22 protein-coding genes, 1 tRNA gene and 1 pseudogene are annotated in these 24,159 nt (G+C 65.3%); 15 read left to right on the top strand and 9 right to left on the bottom strand.

From position 1 onward, the window contains the following. Positions 1-80: 80 nt before the first annotated feature. Complete coding sequence (locus tag NA5_RS01175; RefSeq protein ID WP_062980865.1) at positions 81-809, bottom strand: maleylpyruvate isomerase family mycothiol-dependent enzyme; 729 nt, start codon at positions 807-809, stop codon at positions 81-83. 10 nt (positions 810-819) lie between these two features. Next, positions 820-1,230 carry a RidA family protein gene (locus NA5_RS01170; RefSeq protein ID WP_062980863.1) on the bottom strand — a complete coding sequence of 137 codons (411 nt, stop codon included), beginning with the start codon at positions 1,228-1,230 and terminating at the stop codon, positions 820-822. Between the two features lie 72 nt (positions 1,231-1,302). Here NA5_RS01170 and NA5_RS01165 point away from each other — a divergent pair, with 72 nt between their 5' ends. Next, a complete protein-coding gene (locus tag NA5_RS01165; protein WP_245672028.1) occupies positions 1,303-2,871 on the top strand; it encodes an esterase-like activity of phytase family protein in 1,569 nt (522 codons plus the stop codon). On the opposite strand, the gene NA5_RS01160 is transcribed toward NA5_RS01165, so the two are convergent. The 3 genes from NA5_RS01160 to NA5_RS01150 form a co-directional block, all read right to left on the bottom strand. Then, positions 2,868-3,578, bottom strand: a complete 711-nt coding sequence (locus NA5_RS01160) for a DUF998 domain-containing protein (protein WP_245672027.1) — start codon at positions 3,576-3,578, stop codon at positions 2,868-2,870. The genes NA5_RS01165 and NA5_RS01160 overlap by 4 nt on opposite strands. Positions 3,579-3,841: 263 nt before the next feature. Further along, positions 3,842-4,264, bottom strand: a complete 423-nt coding sequence (locus NA5_RS01155; protein ID WP_062980859.1) for a very short patch repair endonuclease — start codon at positions 4,262-4,264, stop codon at positions 3,842-3,844. 13 nt (positions 4,265-4,277) lie between these two features. Beyond that, positions 4,278-5,432: a DNA cytosine methyltransferase gene (locus NA5_RS01150; protein ID WP_062980857.1), complete on the bottom strand. Its 1,155-nt coding sequence runs from the start codon at positions 5,430-5,432 to the stop codon at positions 4,278-4,280. A gap of 229 nt (positions 5,433-5,661) precedes the next feature. Between NA5_RS01150 and NA5_RS01145 the strand changes: the two genes are divergently transcribed. The 5 genes from NA5_RS01145 (at position 5,662) to NA5_RS01125 (ending at position 13,565) form a co-directional block, all read left to right on the top strand. Continuing rightward, complete coding sequence (locus NA5_RS01145; RefSeq protein ID WP_062980855.1) at positions 5,662-6,912, top strand: KasA/KasB family beta-ketoacyl-ACP synthase; 1,251 nt, start codon at positions 5,662-5,664, stop codon at positions 6,910-6,912. A gap of 106 nt (positions 6,913-7,018) precedes the next feature. Further along, positions 7,019-8,938 (top strand): long-chain-fatty-acid--AMP ligase FadD32, encoded by a 1,920-nt coding sequence (fadD32, locus tag NA5_RS01140; protein WP_062981282.1) that lies wholly within the window; start codon positions 7,019-7,021, stop codon positions 8,936-8,938. 250 nt (positions 8,939-9,188) lie between these two features. Further along, positions 9,189-11,009 carry an ABC transporter ATP-binding protein gene (locus tag NA5_RS01135; protein ID WP_084483788.1) on the top strand — a complete coding sequence of 607 codons (1,821 nt, stop codon included), beginning with the start codon at positions 9,189-9,191 and terminating at the stop codon, positions 11,007-11,009. Beyond that, on the top strand, positions 11,006-12,928 hold the full coding sequence (locus NA5_RS01130; protein WP_062980853.1) for an ABC transporter ATP-binding protein: 1,923 nt from the start codon (positions 11,006-11,008) through the stop codon (positions 12,926-12,928). Before NA5_RS01135 ends, NA5_RS01130 begins: the two co-directional genes overlap by 4 nt. Positions 12,929-13,049: 121 nt before the next feature. Then, a complete protein-coding gene (locus NA5_RS01125) occupies positions 13,050-13,565 on the top strand; it encodes a putative glycolipid-binding domain-containing protein (RefSeq protein ID WP_062980852.1) in 516 nt (171 codons plus the stop codon). Positions 13,566-13,835: 270 nt separating this feature from the next. Here NA5_RS01125 and NA5_RS01120 read toward each other — a convergent pair whose 3' ends face one another. Next, positions 13,836-14,786 (bottom strand): prephenate dehydrogenase, encoded by a 951-nt coding sequence (locus NA5_RS01120; protein ID WP_062980850.1) that lies wholly within the window; start codon positions 14,784-14,786, stop codon positions 13,836-13,838. A gap of 58 nt (positions 14,787-14,844) precedes the next feature. Here NA5_RS01120 and NA5_RS01115 point away from each other — a divergent pair, with 58 nt between their 5' ends. From NA5_RS01115 to NA5_RS01105, 3 genes are all read left to right on the top strand, one after another. Next, positions 14,845-15,384, top strand: coding sequence for a tRNA adenosine deaminase-associated protein (locus tag NA5_RS01115; protein WP_062980848.1), 540 nt, complete (start codon positions 14,845-14,847; stop codon positions 15,382-15,384). 28 nt (positions 15,385-15,412) lie between these two features. Beyond that, on the top strand, positions 15,413-15,847 hold the full coding sequence (locus NA5_RS01110) for a nucleoside deaminase (protein WP_062981278.1): 435 nt from the start codon (positions 15,413-15,415) through the stop codon (positions 15,845-15,847). An 84-nt stretch (positions 15,848-15,931) separates the two neighbouring features. Continuing rightward, positions 15,932-16,022, top strand: a tRNA-Ser gene (locus NA5_RS01105). 385 nt (positions 16,023-16,407) lie between these two features. On the opposite strand, the gene NA5_RS40070 is transcribed toward NA5_RS01105, so the two are convergent. Both NA5_RS40070 and NA5_RS01100 read right to left on the bottom strand, forming a co-directional pair. Continuing rightward, a complete protein-coding gene (locus tag NA5_RS40070; RefSeq protein ID WP_157110167.1) occupies positions 16,408-16,590 on the bottom strand; it encodes a hypothetical protein in 183 nt (60 codons plus the stop codon). A 66-nt stretch (positions 16,591-16,656) separates the two neighbouring features. Further along, positions 16,657-16,947: a DUF6191 domain-containing protein gene (locus tag NA5_RS01100; RefSeq protein WP_062980846.1), complete on the bottom strand. Its 291-nt coding sequence runs from the start codon at positions 16,945-16,947 to the stop codon at positions 16,657-16,659. Positions 16,948-17,090: 143 nt separating this feature from the next. On the opposite strand from NA5_RS01100, the gene NA5_RS01095 reads away from it, so the two are divergent. The 3 genes from NA5_RS01095 to NA5_RS01085 all read left to right on the top strand — a co-directional run bounded on the left by NA5_RS01095 (position 17,091) and on the right by NA5_RS01085 (position 18,358). Beyond that, the gene (locus NA5_RS01095) at positions 17,091-17,306 is read left to right on the top strand and encodes a hypothetical protein (RefSeq protein WP_062980844.1); all 216 of its coding nucleotides are present in this window, start codon (positions 17,091-17,093) and stop codon (positions 17,304-17,306) included. 173 nt (positions 17,307-17,479) lie between these two features. Continuing rightward, positions 17,480-17,680, top strand: coding sequence for a hypothetical protein (locus NA5_RS01090; RefSeq protein WP_157110184.1), 201 nt, complete (start codon positions 17,480-17,482; stop codon positions 17,678-17,680). A gap of 432 nt (positions 17,681-18,112) precedes the next feature. Beyond that, positions 18,113-18,358: a hypothetical protein gene (locus NA5_RS01085; protein WP_062981274.1), complete on the top strand. Its 246-nt coding sequence runs from the start codon at positions 18,113-18,115 to the stop codon at positions 18,356-18,358. Positions 18,359-18,639: 281 nt separating this feature from the next. On the opposite strand, the gene NA5_RS01080 is transcribed toward NA5_RS01085, so the two are convergent. Continuing rightward, on the bottom strand, positions 18,640-20,937 hold the full coding sequence (locus tag NA5_RS01080) for an MMPL family transporter (RefSeq protein ID WP_062980842.1): 2,298 nt from the start codon (positions 20,935-20,937) through the stop codon (positions 18,640-18,642). A 241-nt stretch (positions 20,938-21,178) separates the two neighbouring features. Here NA5_RS01080 and NA5_RS01075 point away from each other — a divergent pair, with 241 nt between their 5' ends. The 3 genes and pseudogenes from NA5_RS01075 to NA5_RS01065 form a co-directional block, all read left to right on the top strand. Beyond that, a complete protein-coding gene (locus tag NA5_RS01075) occupies positions 21,179-21,772 on the top strand; it encodes a TetR/AcrR family transcriptional regulator (protein ID WP_062980840.1) in 594 nt (197 codons plus the stop codon). Positions 21,773-21,810: 38 nt separating this feature from the next. After that, positions 21,811-22,305 carry an RrF2 family transcriptional regulator gene (locus NA5_RS01070; protein WP_062980838.1) on the top strand — a complete coding sequence of 165 codons (495 nt, stop codon included), beginning with the start codon at positions 21,811-21,813 and terminating at the stop codon, positions 22,303-22,305. Between the two features lie 104 nt (positions 22,306-22,409). Continuing rightward, positions 22,410-24,137 (top strand): annotated as a pseudogene (locus NA5_RS01065) (ABC transporter ATP-binding protein); the annotation flags it as partial. Between the last annotated feature and the right edge of the window lie 22 nt (positions 24,138-24,159).

Genomic DNA, 24,159 nt, shown 5'->3' with positions numbered 1-24,159 from the left:
CGACGCCTACTCGGCTCCACCGTCGAACAGGCGCTTGCGGAACATGCCGGTTGCACGCGTCACAGTGCGCCGTGGACCTGCTATTTCCACGAGGGAAGCGTCGGCAGCACGCCACTGAGGTCCGCGCCTTCGGAACGACCGAGCAGCCAAGCGAGCACGGCAGAAGCAGGCCCACTGACGGTGTGGTCGGGAGCCCCGCTACCAACAGTCGCTGTGAAGCCCGTATCAGTTGTTCGCACTTCGAACGTGACCGCCGGTTCAGCCCCACCGGCAATCCCTTTCGTCAAATCGGCGGCGGCCCGCGGAAGCAGCCGAACAACGAAATCCACTGGCCAATCCTCAGGTTGGTAACCGGCCGCCAGATCCACATGATGGATCTCCACCTCTTGCAGCCGCATCCAAATGACCTCGGTAGCCGGAATAGGCCGCCCCTGCCTGGTCCGAACTGTCGCCGTCCACGCCTGCTCGGGAGTGCTCTGAGCAAGCGCCAGCCAGCGATCGGCCGCCGCCTCGTTATCGGCCAACTGCTCGGCGAGTGGCCGCGGCGCACCGGCCTCGATATCGGCATCCCGGATGTACATGCTCGCGTACTGCGGTGTTTCGATTCCGGTCCGTGCCCAGAGCAACAAATTGACCAGGCTGTCGGCATTGCGAGCGAGGTGCGCGAGCACATGCCCTCGCGTCCATCCGGGTAGCAACGATGGCACGGTCATGTCATCGTCGAGCCCACGAATGGTGTCGAGCAGACGGTTCGTCGCCGCGGCGACGGTTTCGAGCTGAACGGTGGTCTCCGGCGCGTCGCTGGTCACCGGATCGACATTAGCGATCCGAGCCAGGAACTGTCGCGCAAATCGCGTCGGCCTCGATCTCCACCAGCAGCGCGGGCGTGATCAGCGCCTTGATCTCGTACATCGACGCGGCCGGACGGATATCGCCGAATACCTCGGCATGCGCCTTGGCGACCTCGGGCCAGCGGGCGATATCGGTGACGAAGATGCGCGTGCGAACTACATCGGCGAGGCTGGCACCCGCCTCGGTGAGTGCGGTGCCGATGCGGCGCAGTGCCTCCCGAGTCTGCGCACCGATATCGTCACCGCCGACCGCATTGCCGCCAGGCAGCGAGGCCGTGGTGCCGCTGACGGCGACGGTATTGCCGACGCGAACCGCGCGCGAGTAGCCGACGATATCCTCGAACTCCGAACCCGACGCGATATTCATCCGATCACCCATGCCCGAAAGCATGACATCCGCTGGTCATTTGGACGTAGGGCATTTGTCGGGCAACTGCGGTAGGCAGACATGGTGAAAGCGCACCCTCGTATCACCGCGGCCGTCGTCCTCTGTGTGGGCGTGCTGGCCGCAGGCTGCTCGTCCTCGGACACCAAGCCCGACTTCACCGTGGCCAGGGACCAGCCGCTGGTGATCTCCCCGGACGACCTGCTGGCCGCCACCGGTGGTACCGCCGCCGTGACGATCGCCGATCCGGAACACGGCACGCTGACCCGCCGCCTCGACGGCGCACTTGTCTACCAGCCGAAGACGGGCTTCACCGGCACCGATGAGCTGAAGGTCAGCACCACCGACGCGGTTCGCCTGTACACCACCGACATTCCACCTCTCGGTGAATTCGGCGGCACCACCGTGCAGGGCAGCGGTTACGGCTCGGCATGGACGCCGGTACCTGGCGCGCCGGACGAGTTCTACGGACTCACCGATCGCGGCCCCAATGTCGACGGTCCCGGCAAGAACGAGAAGCTCACCCCGACACCGGGTTTCGTGCCGAAGATCGCTCGCTTCAAGCTGGTCGGCAATCGCGCGGTCGTGCAATCGACGATCGAACTGCACACCGCCGACGGCACCCCGTTCAACGGTCAGGTCGACATCGCCGCGAGCACTGGCGAGACCATCAAGGACCTCGCCGGAAATATCCTGCCGCCCACCGATCACGGCCTCGATCCCGAGGGCTTGGTCGCTCTGCCGGACGGCACCTTCTGGATCTCCGACGAATACGGCCCATTCCTGGTGCATTTCGACGCCAAGGGGACGGAGCTGGAGCGCTTGGCACCAGGATCCGGTCTGCCCAGGGAACTTTCGCTGCGCACCCCGAATCAGGGCATGGAGGGTCTGACCAGCACACCCGACGGCGGCACCCTCGTCGGCGTCGTACAGAGCGGCCTGAAAACTCCCGGCCTCGACGGTTCGGCCAAGGACATCCCGATGACCCGCATCGTCACCGTCGACCTGAAGACCAAGGCGGTCAAGGAATTCGTGCTCCCGCTGCAGAATCCCAAGCGCACCAAGGTCGCCGACTCCGAGATCACCGCGCTCAGCGCCACCACCTTCCTGGTCGACGAACGCGACGGCGAACTGCCCCCGAAGGCCGATAAGAAGCTGTGGACCGTCGATATCTCCGGCGCCACCGACGTCGGTCCGGATTCGAAGGTCCCAGGCGCACAATATGATCCGGAGCGCGGTGGCCTGCAAGTCGAGGGCAAGCCGCTGGAAACCCTGGTCGGTCCCGTTTCGACGAATGACGCAATAGCGGCACTGAAGAAGGCGGGTATCACCGTGGCCGCCAAGACCGCGAGCCTGGATTTCGCCGCCCTGGTCACCAGCCTCGATGCCGACGGCAAGTTCTTCGGTCACGACAAGATCGAGGGCGTCGCGACGCTCGATGGCGGCAAAACCCTCTACATCGCCAACGACAGCGATTTCGGCCTCGCCGCTAGTAAGGGCGACCAGCCGCCCTTCGGCCTGAAACCCAAGACACTGCCGAACGGGCTGCAGGACACCGGCGAAATCCTCGAGGTCGACACCACGAAATTGCCCACGAAACTCGACACCCACACGGTCCGGATCAAGGTCGACTAACCCGAATCGCTCTCGAGCCATTCGCGGCCTTCCAGAATCACCGCGGCCGCCAAGGTGATCAGCCACAGCGACATCGATCCGACCTGGATCCGCTGGGCGATCCCAAGCGCGTAGTCGCCGGTCAGGTTGTCGGCGACCAGCATCCACACGGTCGCCGCCGACCCGATCACCAGCACCACCACCCCGGCCTCGCGCAGGATCCGCCAGCGCCGATATCGGAAGGCGGCCACGCTGAACGCGAAGGTCGCGATGGCGATCGCGGTGACCGCGATGGTGCTGGTCAGCGCGTGCGGCTGATGCAGTTGCGGGAACAGTTCACTGCCACTGCCGCCGCATTGGGCGTTGTCCTGCGGGTTGCAATCGCGCAGCGGAAGCAGCACATCGCCGATCGTCGCGGCGCCGAAGCAGAACAGCGCGACCCAGCCGACGGTGGTGAATCTGCGGCGCGGAAACAACAGCAGCCCGGCGATCGCGGCGGGCATCAGGAACGCGCCGACGATCTTGTCGGCGGTCGCGAACAACTCGCGATGCGGTTTGCCCTCGGCATCGAGCTCACTGAGAAACGAGTTGACCGGATCGACATCGATCTTCAGCACGAACTCCAGCAACCACGACGAATAGCAGAGCCCGGCGATCGCGATCGCGGCCGCGATGAGCCCGCAGGCCACCCGGACGTGTCGTTCGGCGAGCCTCCGGCTATCAGTCACTGGACCATTCTCCGCCTCCTCGTTGGTCCGGTGTTCAACAGTAGGTGCGTGTGTCCACACCGACTGGTGTTCCCCACACCGCATTACCAACTCCAACACAGGGTTCTGTCAGGTCCATACCCGATGGTTGGTAGATCGAAGGAGGTCCCCATGATCACAATCACAACGGCCATCGCCGGAATGCTGGTGCTGACGGTAATGGCGGTGTCGGGCTACATGGCCGCGCACGCGCCGCGCTCGCTGGTTCGGGTGCGGGAAAAGCGCTAGCGACGGGCGGCCAATACGGTCTGGATCCGGTCGGCCGCCGCGATGGCGTCCTCGTGTTCCCACACTCGGATCACCAGCCAGCCCTCGGCCGCCAGTGCGGCGTCGGTGGCCCGGTCACGGGCCACGTTTCCGGTCAATTTGTCCGCCCACCATTGGGCGTTGTTCTTCGGATCGGTCGCGTGCTGTGGGCACCGATGCCAGAAACATCCGTCCACATACACCGCGACGCGCAGCCGGGGAAACACCAGATCCGCCCGCCGCCGCTGCCCGCGCAACGGCGCGCGATCGACGAAATAGCGCAGTCCGCGCCGATGCAATTCCCGGCGCAGCGCGAGTTCGGGCCGGGTCCCGACCCGCCGCTGGCGGGCCATCCGCGCACTGGTCGCGGCGTCGGTGCGCGGCCGCCGAGCCGGGTTCATGACGTACCGAACCTCATGCCGCCCAGCCGCCCATCCGGTCAAGATGACTCTCCACATCGGCCAGAAATCCGGGCGGGAACCGTAGATTGCCCATTCCGGTGCGCCGCAGGAAGCCCGCCGTCGCGCGGGCCGAGAGCAGCCGCGAATCGGTGAGGAAATGGTGTAAGTCCTCATACGGCTCATGCACCGGCCAGGTGGAAACCGGGACCCGATAGGCGCGGCCCGCGCGACCCCACGCGGCGACCGGCCACGGCCGCCCCTGTGGCAACGGCTCATCGCCCGGAATCGGGTCCAGCGGATCGGCCAGCCTGGCCCCGACCCAGGACGCCATTCGCACACTCACCGCATTGCCGATCAGCTTCCACCGGTGCCCGTGCCGAATTCCGGGCACCGTGGTCGCCGGTTCGGTCCAGTCGGCGTCGAAGCCCTGCAGGCGTTCGCCGTCGATGATGCCCGGCGTGACGATCTCACCCGATGGCAATCGCACCGCGGGCGGGCTCGCGATGCCGAGCGCCGAACCGCCCTTGAGCGTCGGGATCGCATTGACCGCCCAGCCGAGCCCGCGCACACCCTCGGTCCAGTAGAAGCCGCACGGATCCTGTTCCGGGTCACCGAGATCGAGCGGTCCGGCATCGTCGGCGAACAGCACCCGGCGCGGATCCTCGGTGCGCGAGGCCAGCATCAGCACCCGCTGACGACGCTGCGGCAGCCCGAACGCGCGCGCGTCGACCACCCGGTATGCCCAGGTGTAGCCGAGCTCGTCCAGCGCGGTGGTGATGTGCCGCATGGCTGCCCCACGACCCAGCTGCAGCATGAACGGCACATTCTCGATCAACAGCCAGCGCGGTCCACGCCGACGGCGCACCAGCCGGAACACCTCGTCCACCAGACCGGAGCGATTACCGGTGATACCCGCGGTGCGGCCGGCCTGCGACAGGTCCTGGCAGGGAAATCCGGCGGCGACCAGTTCGGTCCCGGCGGGCAGGGCGCGTAGCCGAGTGATGTCCCCCTGCAACGGAATCCCGGGAAAGCGCGCGGCGAGCACCGCCTGCGCACCGGGATCGATCTCGCACAGCAGCTCGGTATGCCAGCCGTGGTGGCCAAGGCCGAGCTCCAGCCCGCCGATTCCGGCGAACAGCCCGACCATCCGCCCGCCCGTCACAGTCATCCCTTCTCGCGGTTGCTCGCGGATCGCTCGGAACCACCAGCGCTGCGTATCCGCTCAGCAGGTTACTCGAGCAGTAGATGCGACGACCAGCGACGGCCACGGTAGTGTGTCGAGCACCTGACCCGCCCACAATGCTCACGGTCGGATCACGGTTTGCTCGGTCGTTCGATGACCTTCCACGCGCGGTTCCCGGTTTATCCCAAAGAGTGACGCCAGGAAAGTGAGCGAAATGCAGATTCCGTCTACCAAGAACGGGAGCTATCCCAACGTTGTCGTGACCAGTCTGGCGGCGACCACTTCGATCGCCGGTGACGTCGACTCGACCTGGAAGGGCCTGCTCAACGGGGAAAGCGGCATCGATGTCCTGGAGGACAGTTTCATCGAGCAGTTCGAGCTACCCGTGCGCATCGGCGGACATCTGAAGGTCAAGCCGTCGGATTGCCTCACCAGGCAGGAGACCAGGCACCTGTCGTATGTGGAGCAGATGGCCGTGGTGCTGGCCCGCGAGGTCTGGCGCAATGCGGGTAGTCCGGAGGTGGACAAGAACCGGCTCGGCGTCGCCATCGGCACCGGACTCGGCGGCGGCGAATACATCACCGCCGCGCGCGACCGGCTGCAGAACGGCGGCTACCGCAAGGTATCGCCGCTGACCGTGCAGCGCATCATGCCCAATGGCTCGGCCGCCTGCGTCGGCCTGGAACTCGGCGCGAAAGCGGGTGTGGTGACGCCGGTCTCGGCCTGCTCGTCGGGTTCGGAGGCGATCGCCAATGCCTGGCAGATGATCGTGATGGGCGATGCCGACATGGTGGTCACCGGCGGTGTCGAGGGTTCCATCCAGGCCGTGCCGATCGCGGCATTCACCATGATGCGTGCCATGAGCACCCGCAACGAGGACCCGAGGGCCGCCTCGCGACCGTTCGACAAGGATCGCGACGGATTCGTCTTCGGTGAGGCGGGCGCGATGATGATCATCGAAACCGAGGAGCACGCCAAGGCCCGCGGCGCGACGATTCACGCGCGCCTGATGGGCGCCGGAATCACTTCCGACGCCTTCCATTTGGTCGCACCCGATCTCGATGGCAAGGGCGCCGCGCGGGCGATGACCAGGGCCATCCAGAAGGCCGGGATCAGCAAAAACGATGTCGGCCACGTCAATGCGCACGCGACCGCGACCCCGATCGGCGATACCGCCGAGGCACAGGCCATCAATGCGGCCGTTGGCGACCATGTTTCGGTCTATGCGCCGAAATCCGCACTCGGCCATTCGATCGGCGCGGTCGGTGCTCTCGAATCGGTGCTGACGGTGCTCTCGGTGCGCGACGGAATCGTTCCGCCGACACTGAATCTGGACAACCAGGATCCGGAAATCGAGCTCGACGTGGTCAAGGGCCAGGCCCGACCCGGACGGATCGACTACGCCGTGAACAACTCGTTCGGTTTCGGCGGACACAACGTCGCGATCGCCTTCGGGCGGTACTGAGCAAGTCGGGAAGGCACACCTGCTAGCCTTCCCGACACTTCGTTATCGACCTGTGTTCGGTGTAATCGCACGGCCTGAGTGCCTGCGTTGGCAAAAGGATAAGGCGATGATCGACGAGACCTTCGACGACTATTTGGACGATCAGGGCAATATCAAAATCCGTGGCGATAAGACCCTGATCGACTTCGTCGACAAGCACAGCGCGGAAAACGGCGACGGGCTCGCCTACCGCTACATCGACTACTCGCGCGAGCGCGACGGCGAGTACATCGAATTGACCTGGCACCAATTCGGCGTGCGGCTGCGTGCCGTCGCGGCCCGGCTGCAGCAGGTGACCCGGCCCGGCGATCGGGTGGCGGTGCTGGCCCCGCAAGGATTGGACTATGTCGTCTCGATCTTCGCGGCGGTATACGCGGGCAATATCGCGGTGCCGCTGTTCGATCCGGAGGAGCAGGGCCATACCGATCGCCTGCACGCCGTGCTCGATGACTGCGTACCCTCGGCGATTCTGACCGTCGGTTCGTCCGCCGCGGGTGTGCGGAACTTTTTCCGGCACCTCCCGGCGGCACAGCGTCCGCGCATTATTGCGGTGGACGCGATTCCGGACAGCGTCGGCTCGACCTGGGTACGACCGGAAATCAATACCGACAGTGTCGCCTATCTGCAGTACACCTCGGGTTCCACCAGGACCCCGGCCGGTGTCGAGATCACCCACCGCGCGGTCGGCACCAATTTGCTGCAGATGATTGATGCCATTGGAGTGCAGGAGAATTCGCGTGGCGTCACCTGGCTGCCGCTGTTCCACGATATGGGTCTGCTGTCTGTGATCCTGCCGACCATCGGCGGCGGATTCATCACGATCATGTCGCCGAGCGCATTCGTGCGGCGGCCGTATCGCTGGATCAAGGAACTGGCCGCGGCCTCCGACGGTGCCGGAACATTCGCGGCGGCACCGAATTTCGCATACGAGCATGCGGCCGCCAGGGGTAAGCCGAAAGCCGGTGAGGACCTGGATCTTTCGAATGTGATCGGGTTGATCAACGGCAGCGAGCCGGTTTCGGTATCGTCGATGCAGAAATTCAACGAGACCTTCGCGCCGTACGGTCTGCCCAAGACCGCGCTGAAGCCCTGCTATGGCATGGCCGAGGCGACGTTGTTCGTTTCGGCGACCAAGGCCGAGGACGAGGCGAAAGTCGTCTATGTCGATCGCAATGAGCTCAATGCGGGTCGGATGGTGGAAGTGCCTAAGGGCACACAGAATTCGATCGCGCAGGTGTCCTGCGGTTATGTGGCGCTATCGCAGTGGGCGGTGATCGTCGATCCGGAAACCGGCATCGAACGTGGTAACGGCGAGGTCGGCGAAATCTGGCTGCACGGCGACAATATGGGCATCGGATACTGGGGTCGGCCGGATGAAACCGCCGCGACCTTCCACAACGTCTTGGCACAGTGCCTCCCGGAGGGCAGTCACGCACAGGGCACCGATCCGGACGCGAAGTGGATGCGCACCGGTGATTTCGGCGTCTACCTCGACGGCGAGTTGTATATCACCGGCCGGGTGAAGGATCTGGTGATCGTCGACGGGCGCAATCACTATCCGCAGGACCTGGAATTCTCGGCACAGGAAGCCAGCACCGCGCTGCGGCCGGGATTCGTCGCGGCATTCTCGGTGCCCGCGAATCAATTGCCCGCATTGGTATTCGAACAGGGCAGCCGTTCCGGACTCGCCTTCGATGCCGAGGACACCTCCGAGCAGCTGGTCATCGTGGCCGAGCGCGGCACCGGTGCGGCGAAGCTGGATCCTGAGCCGATCGCCGATGCCGTGCGCGCTGCGATAGCGCAGCGCCACGGCGTCACGGTGCGCGATGTGCTGCTGGTTCCGGCGGGTTCGATTCCGCGCACGTCCAGCGGGAAGATCGCCCGGCGGGCCTGCCGCGCCGCGTATTTGGAGGGCACATTGCGCGGCGGTTATCAGCAACAGGACTTCCCGGACGCGCCGCTGGACCAGCCGCATTCGACCGTCTGAGCTCGGGTTATTCGACGGTACAATAGAAGCAACGGCCATCGGCGCCCGGGAATCCGGGCGCCGATGTCGTATGCGGTGATGCGGGGGTATTGACCTCGAGGTTACTCGAGGTTGTTGGCTGTGGATGTGCCAGAAAATCGGTTGGCCGATCTCGGGACTGATGCCACGCTGAAATGTCGGACCCCGATGCGAACATCACCGGGGATCCGTTCGCGACACAGCCAATCCAAGACGATCACGAGGGGGAGCTTTGTCCGTCACGCTCGATACACCAGCGGCCGACACGGAGGTCGACAGAGTCGAGCGGCCCGCCGCCGCGGTGCCGGGCCGCCTGCAATCGCTTCGCCGGTTCTGGCCGTATCTGCGCCCGCATCGGTTCACGCTGCTCGGCGCCACCACGCTTGCGGTGCTCGCCACCCTGACGGCGATCATGCTTCCGCTGGTCATCGCGCGCATTATCGACGGCCCGATCCAGCGGCGCGATTTCGGCGGCGTGCTGCTTCCGGTGCTGTTGGTGCTGGCGCTCGGTCTGTTGGAGGCGTGCGGCGTATGGGGTCGGCGGTGGCTGATCGCGAAGCCCGCGGCCCAGTTCGAGATCGATATGCGCGCCAAGATCTTCCGCAAGCTGCAGACGCTCTCGATCGGACGTCACGATGCCTGGGAGTCCGGCCAGCTGCTCTCGCGCGCGGTCGACGATATGGGCACGATGAAGCGGTTCGTCGCATTCGCGGGGCCGTTTCTGATCATCCACTTCATCGTGATCCCGATCGGTCTGGTGGTGCTGTTCGTGCTGAGTTGGCAGATAGGACTGACCTTCGCGGCCATCGCGATTCCGCTGTCCTATGTCTGCCTGCGGTTCGAGCGGCGCTACGGCGTTGCCTCGCGGCGCTCCCAGGATCAGGCCGGTGATCTGGCCACCACGGCCGAGGAGTCGGCACAGGGCATCCGGGTGCTGAAGGCATTCGGTCGCGGCGCGTTCTTCGGCGGGCGGTTCACCGCGCAGGCACGGGAATTGCAGCAGACCGAACTGCTCAAGGTGCGGTTGGACGCCACGCTCTGGTCGGCAATGGTGTGTCTGCCGCAGCTGGCCATCGCCTTCGCGCTCGGCTACGGCGGTTACGCCGTCGCACACCACACGATGACGCTCGGCACCCTGGTCGCGAGCATCACACTGGCGACCTTCCTGCAGTGGCCGATCATCTGGACCGGATTTCTGCTCGCCGAGTGGAACGATGCGCGCACCGCGGCGGACCGGTTCTGGGAGATCATCGACACCCCGGTCGAAATCACCGATCCCGCGGATCCGGTGGCCTTGCCGGAACGGATCGTCGGCGAACTGGCAATGCACGGCGTGCGTTTCGCCTTTCCGGACGCGAAGAGCGAAGTACTGCAAGATATTTCGCTGAAGGTGCGCCCGGGTGAGACGGTTGCGCTGGTCGGTGCGACCGGTAGCGGAAAGACGGCGCTGCTCAATCTGATTCCGCGGCTCTACGACGTGACCGACGGCGCCATCACCATCGACGGCATCGACATTGCGTCGATGCGGGTATCCGATCTGCGTTCGCTGGTCTCGGTGGCATTCGAGGAGCCGGTGTTGTTCTCGGCGAGTGTGCGGGAGAACGTCGCGCTCGGCGATCCGGAGGCCAGCGACGACGATGTGCGGCGCGCGCTGGATGTCGCCCAGGCCACCGATTTCGTGAACGATCTGCCGTGGGGACTGGACACCCGAATCGGTGAGCAGGGGCTGAGCCTGTCCGGCGGTCAGCGCCAGCGGCTGGCGCTGGCCCGTGCGGTGCTCGCGCGCGCGAGCGCGGGGGAGCGGACTCGAATCATGGTGCTCGACGATCCGCTGTCGGCACTCGACGTGGAGACCGAGGAGCGCGTACAGGAACGGCTGCGCACCGTATTGGCCGGTGCCACCACATTGCTTGTGGCGCACCGACCTTCGACCGCCGCACTGGCCGACCGGGTGGCCCTGCTCGCCGACGGCCGAATCGTCGCCCAGGGCGCGCACGATCAACTACTCAAAACCAACAGTCGCTACCGCGAACTGATGGGAGGTGAATCATGACCACAACCGAAACTGCGGTGCACACCGACGATTCGGCCGACCGCGACGAGGTCGCCGACTGGCGCGGCATCGCCAATGAGGACAAGGCGGTCACCGAGACCGGAAATCTGGTGCTGGCCAGCCGGTCTCGGCGTTTGCTGCTGAGTCTGGTCCGGCCGTATCGCAAGCTCGCGGTGTTCGCCCTGCTGCTGATCGTGCTCGACAATGCCGCGATGGTTTCGGCGCCGCTGTTCGTCGCGCACGGGCTCGACACCGGTATTGCCGAGGGCGTCGCAGGGAACTGGGCGCCCTTGGCGCGCACCGTCGCCGGTTATCTCTGTTCGGTCGGGGTCGGTGTCTTTACCACCTTCGTATTCCTGCGGATATCCGGAAGGCTCAGTCAGAGTGTGCTTTTCGATCTGCGCGTTCGGCTGTTCGCGCATATGCAGCGGCTCAGCGTGGCCTTCCACGAGCAGTACACCTCCGGCAAGGTTGTCGCGCGACTGACCGGCGATATCGAAACGCTGCAGCAACTGCTGGAGAGCGCGCTGAATCAGGCGCTGAGCGCGGTCCTTTCCGTGCTGACCATCGCGGTGCTGCTGATCTACCTGAATCAGACCCTCGCCGCCATCGTGCTGCTCGGATTCGTGCCATTGGCGCTGGTCACCCGGTGGGCGCAGCGCAGGCAGCGCGCGGGCTACCGGCGCACCCGCGGCGCCATCGCGAAGGTTGTGGTGCAGTTCGTCGAGTCGATGGGCGGCATGCGCGCGGTGCAGGCCTTCCGACGCGAGGCCCGCAACGAGTCGGTACTGGCCGCCGAGGACGCCGAATACCTGCACGCGACCACCGCCGCCATGCGCGGCATGGGCGACTACGCCGGTCTCACCAAGCTGCTCGGCAATCTGACCACGGTGATCGTCATCGTGGTCGGCGCCTGGCAGGTGATCGAGGGCAATCTCGCCGTGGGTGTCCTCGCGGCATACCTGTTGTACCTCAACGAGTTCTACGGCCCACTCGATGAACTCGCGCAGGTATTCAACGCCTACCAGTCCGCTGCGGCGGCCCTGGAGAAGATCTCCGGCGTGCTCGAGGAGGAGCCCTCGGTTCGGGAACCGGAGGAGCCGGTCGCGTTGACGAAGGCGATCGGTGCCGTGCGGATGGACCGGGTGTGGTTCGGCTACGGATCTCCCGGCGACGCAGCGTCGGCCGAGGTCGAAGGTGTTGTGCCACAAGCCGATGAGCGTGGGCGAGCACGTCCGGTGTTGCCCGAGTTCTCGTTGGAGATTCCGGCCGGGCAGGTGATCGCGCTGGTCGGCGCGACGGGCGCGGGCAAGTCCACATTGGCCAAGTTGCTGACGCGGTTCTACGACCCGTCCGGCGGCAGGGTGACCTTGGACGGCATTGATCTGCGGTGGTTGTCCGATGCGGATCTGCGGCGCAACGTCGTGATGGTCACCCAGGAGTCATACCTGTTCTCCGGATCGGTGGCCGACAATATTCGGCTCGGTCGGCCCGGCGCCAGTGACGCGGAGGTGTTCGCGGCGGCGCGGGCGGTCGGGCTGTACGACTTCGTGACCGCACTGCCGGACGGCTTCGATACCGACGTGCGCAAACGCGGTGGGCGATTGTCGGCGGGGCAGCGTCAGTTGGTCGCGTTCGCCAGGGTGTTCCTCGCGGATCCCGCGGTGATCGTGCTGGATGAGGCGACGTCGAGCCTGGACATTCCGAGCGAACGGCAGATCCAGCGGGCATTGGAGACGGTGCTGCGCGATCGCACCGCCGTGATCATCGCGCACCGGCTCTCCACGGTCGCCATCGCCGACCGGGTGCTGGTACTGGAATCGGGTCGGATCGTCGAGGATGGCACGCCGAGCGAGCTCATCGCGGGCACCGGCCGGTTCGCCAGCCTGCACGCGGCATGGCGTGAGTCGCTGGTGTGATGCGGGCGCGTGCGTCGCTTACGGTAGATACGTGACGAACCCAGACCTCGGCCCCGACAGCCAACCGGCGACATCGCGGTGGCCGGCGATCCTCACGTGGCGCGCGCACAACGCGTCGCGGATGGAGTCCGTCCGCGTGACGCTCAACGGCAACCGAATCCGTGCCGCCGGTCGCATGATCGGCGGCGCATGCGCCGACCATCCCGCGTTCAGTGCCTCCTATGACCTGGTCACCGACGAGAACGGTGTCACCAAGCGGCTATCGCTGCGCAGCACCACCGCCGCGGGCGAACGCCAGGCATCGATCGCCAGGGACGAAGAGAACTACTGGCTTGTCGACGCGGGCGGCGGACACGTCCGCTCCACCTTCGCGGGCGCCCTGGATGTCGACGTCGTGCTCAGCCCGTTCTTCAACACCCTCCCGATCCGCCGCTTCGGTCTGCAGAACGCCGTCGAGAACATCCAGGTCCCGGTCGTCTACGTCCGCCTGCCCGACCTCCTGGTCCAGGAAGCGAGCCTCACCTACAGCAGCGGCGCCACCGGCATCAGCGTGCTGTCACCGGTCTCCAGCGCCACCGTCACCGTGGACGGTGACGGCTTCCTCCTCGACTACCCAGGTCTCGCCGAACGCATATGACCTCGCCCCTGCGCACCTTCGCGGCCCGCGCGGGGATTCGCCAGGCGAATTGCTGCTGCGCCGCCGCGCATATTTCCACGTGCCGCGCACATATTCGCCGGGCGAATTACTGGGTGGCGCGCAATGTTGTACGCGCTGGTCGCTCCACCTTCGGGAGCGCCGAGCCATGTCGGCCTGGTCTGGTCCGGTTGGACAGTGATTCCCAGCGCGACGCTCGTGAACGCCCCGATGACCCTGTCTCGTCGTTTGTTCCGCCCTCGCGCGCTGCGATCAGTCCAGCTTGGTGATCACGCCGCCGCGCTGGCCCGCCTCGCGTAACGCCTCGAGCCAGTTGTGGTCGCCGGGGCGGATATCGGTGATCTCCCAGCGCTGCGTGGTTTCGTAGCGCTCCCGGCCGTCGTGCCCCGCTTCGACGAGATCGACCAGGGTGGCTTCGTCGCGGAGGCCGTCGCGGGCGGCGCTGAGCACGGTGAGGGTCTCCTCCAGCACGTCCAGCAGGGCGGTGGCGTTCGGTTCGCAGATGGCGCGGACCAGGTCGGGGGCGGTGGCGGCGACTCGGGTGCCGTCGCGGAACGAACCCGCGGCCAGTCCGAGCGCCAGCTCGCCGCCCGCCGCACCGGCCACCGCCAGCGCCTCGGCCAGGACATGCGGCAGATGCGAGATCCGGGCCACCGCCCGGTCGTGCTCGTCCGCGACCACCGGCGTGACCACCGCACCGCAGGCCAGTGCCAGCCGCACCACCCGAAGCCAGGGCTCGGGATGGGTGCCCTCGTCCACGCCGACCGCCCACGCCGCAGTACGGAACAGGCCGGAATCGGTGGCCGCCCAACCGGATTCGGAGGTACCGGCCATCGGATGCCCGCCGACATAGCGAGCGGCGAGCCCGTGCCTGCGCACCGCCTCGGCCACCGGCGCCTTGACGCTCACCACATCGGTGAGCGAGCAGCGCGGCGCGAAGGTCGCTACTTCGGCGAGGATGTGGTCCACCGCGGGCATGGGCACCGCGACCACGATCAGCGCATCGGTGTCGGCGGCCCGGGTCAGCACCCCGAGCAGATCCCCGGTGACGTCGAATCCGTCCGCCCGCGCGGCCTGCGCACCCGCCTCTGACCTGTTGTAACCCCACGCGTCATAGCCCGCGCCGACGGCGGCGCGCAGCAGCGAACCGCCGATCAAGCCTGTCCCGAGGACACACACCGGTGCTTTCTGGTCAGGAGTCATCGGAACAGATTCGCATACGACTTCAACATTTCGGCTCGAGCCGACTACCGTTGCGGCCATGGCAGCACAGCGCTCGGGCACGAACAAGGCTGCGTCGGACGATTACGACGACGTGGAAGGGTTCGCAGTGGCGGTTGTCCGCGAAGAAGGAAAATGGCGGTGCAGTCCGCTGAGTCAGGCGGCGCTCACCGATTTGTCCGCGGCGGAAACAGAACTCAAGGCATTGCGCAGTTCCGGCGCGGTGTTCGGGTTGCTGGATATCGATGACGAGTTCTTCATCGTGCTCCGGCCCGCGCCGAGCGGCACCCGGATGCTGGTCTCGGATGCGACGGCCGCGATCGATTACGACATCGCCGCCGACGTCCTCGAGGCCCTCAATGTCGAAATTCCGGACATCGATCCGGATGAACTCGACGATATCGAGCCATGGGAGGAGGGTGACCTCGGCGTTCTCGCCGACCTCGGCCTGCCCGAACCCGTGCTCAGCGTGATCCTCGCCGAGACCGATCTCTATCCGGATGAGCAGCTCGGCATGATCGCCCAGCGGCTCGGCTTCGCCAACGAACTCACGGCCGTGCTGGACAAGCTGCCCCGCTGACGTGGGCCTGCTCGCAGCCGACACCGATATGGTCCGCGCCGCGATCGCCGCCGCAGCCGATGCGGGCGATCGCGACGTACCGGTCGGCGCTGTCGTCTTCGATGCCGACGGGCGCGAACTCGCCCGCGCCGCCAATGCCAGGGAGGCCCTGGGCGACCCGACCGCGCACGCCGAGATCCTCGCCCTGCGCCGTGCCGCCGCGGTCGTCGGCGACGGCTGGCGTCTGGAACACTGCACGCTCGCGGTAACGCTGGAGCCGTGCACCATGTGCGCGGGTGCCCTGGTACTCGCCCGGGTCGGCCGCCTGGTCTTCGGCGCCTGGGAACCGAAAACCGGTGCAGTCGGCTCGCTTTGGGACGTAGTCCGTGACCGCCGTCTCAACCATCGCCCAGAGGTCCGCGGCGGCATCCTGGAAGCCGAATGCGTGGCACTGCTGGACGAATTCTTCCGCGCCCAACGTTGAGCCGCCGCACTCGCCCAAACCACCGCTCCCACGCCCTCTACAGGCGATTTAGCGATCAGCCCCCCGTCCGGTATGGTTGTCGGCGGTGGCGTGTCCGAGCGGCCTAAGGAGCACGCCTCGAAAGCGTGTGAGGGGTAACCCCCCTCCGAGGGTTCAAATCCCTCCGCCACCGCCAAAGCCCCTCACCTTGTCAGGTGAGGGGCTTTTTCTTCCCGGTAGAAAGCGATCTGGGCAGCGCGTGGTCGATCAGACCCTGGACCCCCCTCGACGCGTGACGTGGTCCGCAAGCTGGTTCCGCCGCAACCTCGCCACCGCATACCGGCGCGGCGTGGGCTGGGTGACGGCCAACTATCGCGAATTCGGCACGGGCCGCACGGCTGGCGGTGGATCAGCCCCGCACTACACGCGCAGCATCTCGGCCAGCGAACAAAGCGCCCCTGAGGACCGGGCACGAGACATGCCTGGAATTGCCCCTACCGCTAACTGATTCAGCAATACACGCACAGCTTTTCACGCGGGCTCGGCGCGTTTTCCGGCCGGGTCCGGTGGATCGGTTGCCGCTAATCCACGCCCGGGAAAGCCTGGCGCGCACCGATGGTGATCGCTTCGGCCTCGGCCAACCGGCGGCGTTGTACCCGCTCGAGCGCCTCGACGACGCTCACGGTCCGATTGTCGCTGTGCGAATCGATGAACGTGACCACTTCTGGACGTCGGACGGCAACGTGGATCCTCATACCACCCATACCTCGATGGTAATGCGTATGGCTACAGAGAGATGCTCACTGATCGCGCAACCGATTTCGGTCGATTCACGATGCGCTCGGATCCTGCCGTCGCAGGACAACGGTGTGGCGGTCCAGGTCGACGCCGAAGCCAGGCGGTGCGCCTTGCGCGTGTTCGTCGCGCAGCATCGACACCGAGTCCCGGTGGTCCAGTTCCATGCGCTTGGTTCCGTAGAACATAGCGGTGAACTCGTCGGTGAAGGTGCTGGAGACGGGGTTGCGGCGTTTGCGGCGTTTCCGGGTCAGGGCTTCGTAAAGGGCTACGGCCATCAGGAGTAGCACCCAGCCAGGGATGGACCAGCCCAACAGATTTGCCATGTGGCACCAACGATCCACCGGCTGCGGAAGTTCCTGGGTAAGTAGGCGGCGGGCGGGTATACGGCGATTAGGCAAGCGCGGGGAGGGTGCGCTGCGTCGATGTGGCGCGGTCGAGCCGCGCGGGATTGATTCGCGAGAGTTAGATGAGAGAGCCCTATTTTCGATTCGGCAGTCTGCTGGTGCTGATCTGGCTGGTGATCGGCGTCGTCGCCGCCGGGCAGCGGCACTATTTCGACAGTGGTCCGGTCAATTGCGCCGGGTTCGGCACGATTGCGGTGACGGTGATCGCCGGTCCGCTCAACTACATGGGCGTGAATCCGAAGATCGCCGATTGCAATGTGCCCCAACCCAGTCAATAACGCCTGAGGGGCTGAGTTCCGAGGGTTCGGCCACCCTCGGCGGCTCAGGGCGTGCTCTGCCGGGCGGCGCGACATGCCGTGCGGTCGGGCGCGCCCGCCCGCGGCTGCCACGGTGCGATAATTCGCCCGAACCACAACCCGTGCGCGTGATTCGCGGGAGAGCTATGGGCGAGATGAAACTTGGTAGCGTACTGATCGTGATCTGGTTGGTCATCGGCGTTGTCGCGGCGGGGCAGCGGCACTATTTCGACAGCGGTCCGATCAACTGTGCGGGCTTCGGCACGATCGCCCTGACCGTTCTCGCGGGTCCGCTCAACTACATGGGCGTGAACCCGAAAATCGCCGACTGCAACGTCCCACAGCCGAGCCCTTAACCTGGTCTCGGTGCCAGATCCCGCTGTGATTCAGGGCTTTCGACGGTGGACTTCCAGGGTGTCAGCGTAACCGAGCGGTATACGTTCGAGGCGGCACAGAAGCCGAGATGCATCGGGGTACCGGCCACCGAGTCCGGTGATCTCGAATAGACACTTGGCCAAGCCAGTGCCCGGCTGGATACTGGCCATAGCGGCGAGGATGAGGGTGGGCGCGAGAATCGCGTGAGCCGCACGTGGCCGAACTTGCACGGCCCGAAAAGTAGGTGCCCTAAGTAAATGGCAACGGATTCGTCGGCTTCTCGAAATGGTGCTTATCTCGCCGGTCAATGCCCGATACGTGGTGATCGGCACAAGCGCTCATCGACGACGAAGAGTGATCGTCTCGTGTACGGGTATCCGAGTGGTACGCGAGTGCGAAAGGAAGCGATGACGATGCGCGAGCGTGTGACCCACCGCAGACAAGCGCCTTCCGCCGGTGCGCGAATTTTTGGACTGCTTCTGCTGCTCTGGCTGGTCATCGGCATTCTCGCCGCTGGTCAGCGCCGCTACTTCGAAAGCGGCCCGATCAACTGTGCCGGTTTCGGCACCATCGCCGTGACGGCGCTGGCAGGTCCGCTCAACTACATGGGTGTGAACCCGAAGGTCGACGAATGCAACCTGCCGCAGCCTAGCCAGTAATGTCCAGGCTCCCACTGGAATTCGCCAGAGGTCTATCGAAAGCCATTGGGAGCGTTCCGAATTTGTACTCAGCCGCCCCACACCGGCTGCGGCATCACGTCGGGCACCGGCTGCCCACGCAATTCGTGCAACTCGGCCGCTTCCATCCAGCAATCAGGAAAAGGTATGCGGCACCGGCCCCGATCGCCGGATACGCACGATCGGCTGTCGCGAAAACGCCCCCGAAACGCACTCGGCCCCGCACCCGAATCCGGGGTGCGGGGCCGAGCAGCTTGTCCCGATCAGCTCACGCCGACCGGCACCTTCACCGTCTCGGCAGACTGCTGCTGCAGCTCACGCAGCTTCGCGCCCTCGACGTCGATATCCGGCAGGATCCGATCCAGCCACTTCGGAATCCACCAGGACCACTTGCCCATCAGCACCAGCAGCGACGGGATCACGATCATCCGGACAATGAACGCGTCGATCAATACGCCCGCCGCCAGCGCGAAGCCGAACGACTTCGCGGTGACATCGGTTTCCAGCAGGAAGGAACCGAATACCGAGATCATGATGACCGCGGCCGAGGTAACGACTCGAGCACCATGGTGATAACCGGCGACCATCGCATCCTTCGGCGATTTTCCGTTGACGAACTCCTCGCGCATCCGGGTCACCAGGAACACCTGGTAATCCATGGCCAGGCCGAACACCAGACCGATCAGCATGATCGGCAGGAAGCTGACCAGCGGATGCGGATCCTCGATCAGCCCGAGCTTGCCCTGCTGGAAGATCAGCACCGTCGCACCGAAGGTGGCCGCCATCGACAGCAGGAAGCCGAGCGCCGCGGTTAGCGGCACCAGGATCGAGCGGAATACCAGGATCAGCAGCAGGAATGCGGCACCGGCCACGATCGCCAGGTAAGGCACGATCTTGCTCAGCAGCACGTGGTCGACATCGGCGAAGATCGCCGTGGTGCCGGTGATGCCGTATTCGATGCCGTACTCGGACTGCATCTGCGCTTCGGCATCGCGGGCGTCGCTGACCAGATCCTTGGTGGCCTGGTTGTTCGGACCCGACTTCGGCACGCCGTCGAGCAGCGCGCCCGCCTTGTCCTCACCACTCCACTTGGGCTCGGTCACGTAATCCATGCCCGAGTAGGACGCGAGCTTGGACCGCAGCGCGTTCACCGCGGCCTCGCGCCGGTCGGCGGGCACATTGGTGAGGTCGACAGCGACATTCAGCACGCCATTGCTGCCCTCACCGAAGCCCTCGGTGCGCAGCTCGTAGGCCTTGCGGATGGTGGAGGTCTTGGGCTGGCTGTCATCGCCGGGCAGGCCGAGGTTCAGACCGGCGGCCGGTGCGGCGAGCAGGCCGAGCACGACAACGCTGAGCAGCAGCGTCACCGCGGGCGCCTTACCGATCAAACGGCCGACCCGCATGCCATTGGTGACCGACTTGTCGTCCTCGGGATCGTGCTGGGCCACGATCGGCAGCTTCGGCTTGAACAGGAACCGGCCGAACGCACCGAGCAGCGCTGGCATCAGCGTGATGGCGGTGAGCACCGCGAACGCCGCGGCGATCGCGCCACCCAATCCCATGAACGTCATGAACTGCACGCCGACGATGCTGAGTCCGCCGAGCGCGATGATGACGGTCAGACCGGCGAACACCACTGCCGAACCCGCGGTGCCGAGTGCGGTACCAGCCGCCTCCTCCGGCGAATGCTGCACTGCGAGTTCGTGTTTGTAGCGCGACACGATGAACAACGCGTAGTCGATCGACAGCGCGATGCCGATCATGGACGCGAGGAAGGTGGTGAAGCTGGGCACCTCGATGATCGAGGTGCCGAGGAAGATCAGCGAGGTGGCCGCGCCGAGGCCGACGATCGCGGTGATGATCGGCACGAAGGCGGCGACGATGGCGCCGAAGGCGATGATCATGACGACCAGCGCGATGCCCATGCCGATCTGCTCGGACTTACCGCTGGGGCCCTCGTTCTTCTGTGCGATCGAGCCGCTCATCTCCACCTGCAGCCCGGCATTGCGGGCATCGCTGGCGACGTTGTAGGCCGCCTCGCGCTGCTCGTCGGTGACGTCGGTGAACTTCTTGATGGTGAACGGGACGCTGAAGAAGGCGACCGAATCGGGGTCGGTTTTGCTGAGCACGTTCAGCGGTGCGCCACTGCATTTGGACGGATCCGGATCGGTGATGCAGCCCGACTTCTCGGCGGCCTCGACCGGATTCATCACCGGCTTGCTGTGGTCGACGATGTCGAGCGTGCCGAGTTTGGCGATGAAGGCCTCCAGCGCCGCCCGGTTCGCCGGATCGGTCAGCTTCTGCCCATCGGGTGCGGCAATGACATACGTGCCGGTGACGGCGTCGAATTTGAAGGCGTCGGAGGCGCCGGGAAAGTGCTTGTCGAGAATGTCGTTGGCACGGGCGGACGGCAGCGCCGGCATGCTGAAGTCATTGGTCATCGGTTCCTTGAGCTGCGCGCCGAGGCCGCCGAGCAGTAGGAACAGGACAATCCAGACCGGAAGCACTATCCATTTCCTGCGGAAAGCGAACTTCCCCCATCTATACAGATAAACGGACACGAAAGGGTTCTCCTAGCTGACCTTTTCGAGCGACCTGCAAGCAGTCACTACGGATGGCTGGTTACGTGCTGATTCGTGGCGCGTAGACAAGCACTCGCGGGGATTGCCCTGCCGCCCCGCCTCCAATTGACGCTTTCTGCCTACCGTGCGGTAGGTAGACTACCCAGGGGCTAAGCGGAGGTACAACCTCAATTCTGGTGGCAACGTTAGCTCAGCGCATAAGTGATGAGAGGATCATCCCATGACCGTTCGTGACGCGGGCGAGGCTGTTGTCGCAGGTGGCGGCACTAAAATGGCAATTCGCGATGCCGCGGTGAAGCTGTTCGGGGCCAAGGGATTCGAGCAGACGAGCCTGCGCGAGGTCGCGGATGCGGTAGGAATCACAAAGGCTTCGCTCTACTATCACTACGCCTCGAAGTTAGATCTATTACTGGCGATCGTCGATCCGATCATCGATCACATGCGCTCGGTGATCGAGGATATCGATGCGGTCCCGCACGACGAAGAGGGCATTCGCGCCGTATTGCGCGCCTATTTGCGCGGCATGATCCGCCATCGCGACGCGGGTGCGCTGTGCGTCCGCGACACCGTCGCGATCATCAATGTCATGGCCGACCGGTATCCGGACATGCTGGATTCGACTCGGATACTGCGTGAATGGCTCGCCGGACCCGGTGCCGACGATGTCGCCAAGCTGCGTGCCAGTGCGGCACTCGAGGTGCTCGGGGTCGCGCTGTTGTCCACCGAACTCGTGCCCGGCGTGGAGGATTCCGTGGTGGAGCGCACACTGCTTGACGCGGCCACCTGTGTTCTTACCGGCTGCCATACCGCGTAGATTCGTTCGAACACCGAAGAGGCCAGGGAGCAGCCGCCGTGCACATCACCGCGAGGGTCGATTACGCGGTGCGGACCCTATTGGAGATCGCCCGCGCACCGCGGACCCACCGTGCGTCGGATCGGGTCGCCGTGCAGGTCGCGCCGGTGGTGAAGGCAGAGGCGATTTCGACCGCGCAGCATATCCCGCCCAAGGTACTCGAGACGGTCCTCGCCGAATTGCGCAGAGCTGATCTGGTGACCAGTAGGCGCGGCCCGGACGGCGGCTATTGGCTGGCCCGCCCGGCCGCGCAGATCTCCATCGCCGATGTGATCCGCGCGATCGAGGGCCCGCTGGCCTCGGTGCGCGGGGAGCGTCCGGAGGATGTGCGATATCCGGGTGCGGCCGAACCGTTGCAGCGGGTGTGGATCGCGCTGCGGGTGAATATTCGTGCGGTGCTGGAGAATGTCTCCATCGATGACATCGCACAGGATCGGCTGCCCGGATTCATCGGGACGCTCACCGAGGATCCCGGTGCATGGGCGCGGCGTTGATTCGCATCGAGTGATCCGGGCCGAAAGCCTCGAGCGCGAACATCGCTGCTGGTCAGGAATGTTCGAGACGCACCGCGCGGATTGCCGGTAGCCTCCTTTTCATCATGCTGATCAGACTGCTTCGCACTCATCTGGCCCCCTATCGGGCCCAACTGGCGGGCGTCGTCGGCCTACAACTCATCTCGGTCATCGCGATGCTGTACCTGCCGACCTTGAACGCCGACCTGATCGATAACGGTGTCACCAAGGGCGATATCGGCTACATCTGGACCACCGGACTGTGGATGCTCGCGGTCACCGGTGTGCAGATCATCGCTTCGGCCTGCTCGGTCTACCTCGGCGCGCAGGCCGCGATGGGTGCGGGTCGGGATCTGCGCGGCGCGGTGCTGCACCGGGTCGGCACCTTCTCCGCACGCGAGGTCGGCCTGTTCGGCGCACCCTCGCTTATCACCCGCAATACCAACGATATTCAGCAGGTTCAGCTGCTGATCGTGATGTCGGCGACCATTCTGGTGATGGCGCCGATCATGTGTATCGGCGGCATCTTCATGGCGTTGCGCGAAGATCTCGGACTGTCCTGGCTGCTGCTCATCGCGGTGCCCGCACTTGCCATTTCGATGGGCGTCATCGTGGCGAAGATGGTGCCCGGCTTCCGCGATATGCAGCACCGGATCGATGAGGTCAACCGGGTGTTGCGCGAGCAGATCACCGGTATCCGCGTGGTGCGCGCGTTCGTGCGCGAACGGCAGGAGACCTGGCGCTTCGGGGTGGCCAACACCGAACTCACCGAATCCTCGCTGCGGGTCGGGCGGCTCATGGCACTGATGTTCCCGCTGGTGATGCTGATCAGCAATGTCACCGCCGTCGCCGTGATCTGGTTCGGCGGACATCTCATCAACGAAGACAAAATGCAGATCGGCTCGCTCACCGCGATGCTGTCCTACATCATGCAGATCCTGATGGCCGTCATGATGGCCTCGTTCCTGGCCATGATGGCGCCGCGCGCGGCCGTCTCGGCCGATCGGATCGGTGAGGTGCTCGAGACCGAGACCTCGGTACTACCGCCGCGACTGCCGCAGCCGTTCAAAGGCGATCCGGCACAGGTCGATCTGCAATTCGCCGAATTCGCCTTTCCCGGTGCGGAAAAGCCGGTGCTCTCGGCGATCCGGTTCCAGGTCGAGCCGGGGACGACCACGGCGATCGTCGGCTCAACCGGTGCGGGCAAGACGACACTGCTCAATCTGATTCCCCGGCTCATCGATGTGACCGATGGCGCGGTCTACGTCGGCGGTACCGATGTCCGCCATATCGACCTCGAAGTGCTGCGCGAACAGATCGGGCTGGTGCCGCAGAAGGCATACCTGTTCTCCGGCACCATCGCCAGCAATCTGCGCTACGGCAATCCGGACGCCACCGACGAGGAACTGTGGCGCTGTCTGGAGATCGCCCAGGCCGCCGATTTCGTGCGCGATATGCCGCAGGGCTTGGAAACACCGGTCGCACAGGGTGGCACCACCGTTTCGGGTGGGCAGCGTCAGCGGTTGGCCATCGCGCGGGCGCTGGTGAAGAAGCCGCGGGTCTACCTGTTCGACGATTCGTTCTCCGCATTGGATGTCGCCACCGACGCCCGACTGCGCGCGGCATTGCGGCCGGAGACCGGGGATGCCTCGGTAATCATTGTGGCGCAACGGGTTACCACCATTCGCGATGCCGATCAGATCGTCGTGCTGGAGGACGGCGTCATGGCCGGGATCGGCACCCATGAGCAGTTGATGCGCGATTGCGCGGAATACCAGGAGATCGTCGCCTCGCAGCTCGGCGCCGACGAGGCCGTCGTCCTCGGCAAGCGCAACG

It is taken from the genome of Nocardia anaemiae NBRC 100462 (assembly GCF_001612725.1).
Taxonomy (GTDB): Bacteria; Actinomycetota; Actinomycetes; order Mycobacteriales; family Mycobacteriaceae; genus Nocardia; species Nocardia anaemiae.
This window is presented reverse-complemented; position numbering and strand designations above follow the sequence as displayed.

Excerpts from the sequence above, each read along its gene's own strand:
- NA5_RS01170 (WP_062980863.1), bottom strand. The coding sequence starts at position 1,230 with ATGGGTGATCGGATGAATATCGCGTCGGGTTCGGAGTTCGAGGATATC.
- NA5_RS01155 (WP_062980859.1), bottom strand. The coding sequence starts at position 4,264 with ATGAACCCGGCTCGGCGGCCGCGCACCGACGCCGCGACCAGTGCGCGG.
- NA5_RS01150 (WP_062980857.1), bottom strand. The coding sequence starts at position 5,432 with ATGACTGTGACGGGCGGGCGGATGGTCGGGCTGTTCGCCGGAATCGGC.
- NA5_RS01145 (WP_062980855.1), top strand. The coding sequence starts at position 5,662 with ATGCAGATTCCGTCTACCAAGAACGGGAGCTATCCCAACGTTGTCGTG.
- fadD32 (WP_062981282.1), top strand. The coding sequence starts at position 7,019 with ATGATCGACGAGACCTTCGACGACTATTTGGACGATCAGGGCAATATC.
- NA5_RS01130 (WP_062980853.1), top strand. The coding sequence starts at position 11,006 with ATGACCACAACCGAAACTGCGGTGCACACCGACGATTCGGCCGACCGC.
- NA5_RS01125 (WP_062980852.1), top strand. The coding sequence starts at position 13,050 with ATGGAGTCCGTCCGCGTGACGCTCAACGGCAACCGAATCCGTGCCGCC.
- NA5_RS01120 (WP_062980850.1), bottom strand. The coding sequence starts at position 14,786 with ATGACTCCTGACCAGAAAGCACCGGTGTGTGTCCTCGGGACAGGCTTG.
- NA5_RS01115 (WP_062980848.1), top strand. The coding sequence starts at position 14,845 with ATGGCAGCACAGCGCTCGGGCACGAACAAGGCTGCGTCGGACGATTAC.
- NA5_RS01110 (WP_062981278.1), top strand. The coding sequence starts at position 15,413 with ATGGTCCGCGCCGCGATCGCCGCCGCAGCCGATGCGGGCGATCGCGAC.
- NA5_RS40070 (WP_157110167.1), bottom strand. The coding sequence starts at position 16,590 with ATGGGTGGTATGAGGATCCACGTTGCCGTCCGACGTCCAGAAGTGGTC.
- NA5_RS01100 (WP_062980846.1), bottom strand. The coding sequence starts at position 16,947 with ATGGCAAATCTGTTGGGCTGGTCCATCCCTGGCTGGGTGCTACTCCTG.
- NA5_RS01095 (WP_062980844.1), top strand. The coding sequence starts at position 17,091 with ATGAGAGAGCCCTATTTTCGATTCGGCAGTCTGCTGGTGCTGATCTGG.
- NA5_RS01090 (WP_157110184.1), top strand. The coding sequence starts at position 17,480 with ATGAAACTTGGTAGCGTACTGATCGTGATCTGGTTGGTCATCGGCGTT.
- NA5_RS01085 (WP_062981274.1), top strand. The coding sequence starts at position 18,113 with ATGCGCGAGCGTGTGACCCACCGCAGACAAGCGCCTTCCGCCGGTGCG.
- NA5_RS01075 (WP_062980840.1), top strand. The coding sequence starts at position 21,179 with ATGACCGTTCGTGACGCGGGCGAGGCTGTTGTCGCAGGTGGCGGCACT.